The 799-nt window shown below is 48.4% G+C and carries 1 pseudogene; it reads right to left on the bottom strand.

Annotated elements, in window-relative coordinates:
- Window positions 1-602 (bottom strand): annotated as a pseudogene (locus tag ACYVE4_RS34045) (gliding motility-associated C-terminal domain-containing protein); the annotation flags it as partial.
- Window positions 603-799: the final 197 nt, after the last annotated feature.

Genomic DNA, 799 nt, shown 5'->3' on the forward strand with positions numbered 1-799 from the left:
CAACCATTATCAGTCAGGGAGGTCTGGGGCACACTCAATCGATAAGCCAAACTATCGCCATCGGCATCGAAGGCCGCTGGGTTGTGGCAGAATTTTTGCCCCACGCGCCCCGAATCCAGCGGTGGATTGAGCATCACGGGCGTGGAGTTTGTCAGTAAAGCGGCATTGATCAAAATAGTCGTCGAAACAAAAAACCGAATCTGATCAGAGGCTGCCGGAGGAGGTAAGTTTTTCGTATCTGCATTCCGATTCGGCACGGTAATACCGATCGTATAAGCGCCTGGGCCCGGATACGTATGAATAGCCGTGTACGAGTTAATAGATGATGTACGCCCGTTTATATATATACGTCTGGCACGTTTAACATCCAGCGTTGTTCCATCTCCGAAACAAAACGTATATGGCTCCGCCTGGTCGGCCGCTTGTCGACCCTTTACTTCATCATAATAAGCAGTAAACGTAATCAGGTAAGTCGAGGAGGTCTGAGAAATCCGCTTAGTAGTAATTTCCCCCGCCCGTACGTGGGTAGCCTGACTAACGGTGGGCCACAACACCGCTCCCATCAACAGGCTCAAGAGCCCGATACTGTAAATCAACCGCATAAACAATTCCTTTTCACCTTAAACGATTTCTAAGGTCAAAAGTGTATTATAAAATCGGTTCCTCCGACGCTTATCCTTTTTATTTCATAGAAATTCCTTCTCTTAGTATTTGGACCCAGCCCTTCAGGGTCTGGGCAGGAGCATTCTTCTCCAGCAGGGCATAGTGAACCACCGCCTGATAATAGTATAACCCCGTC

The sequence above is a fragment of the Spirosoma harenae genome, assembly GCF_054776975.1.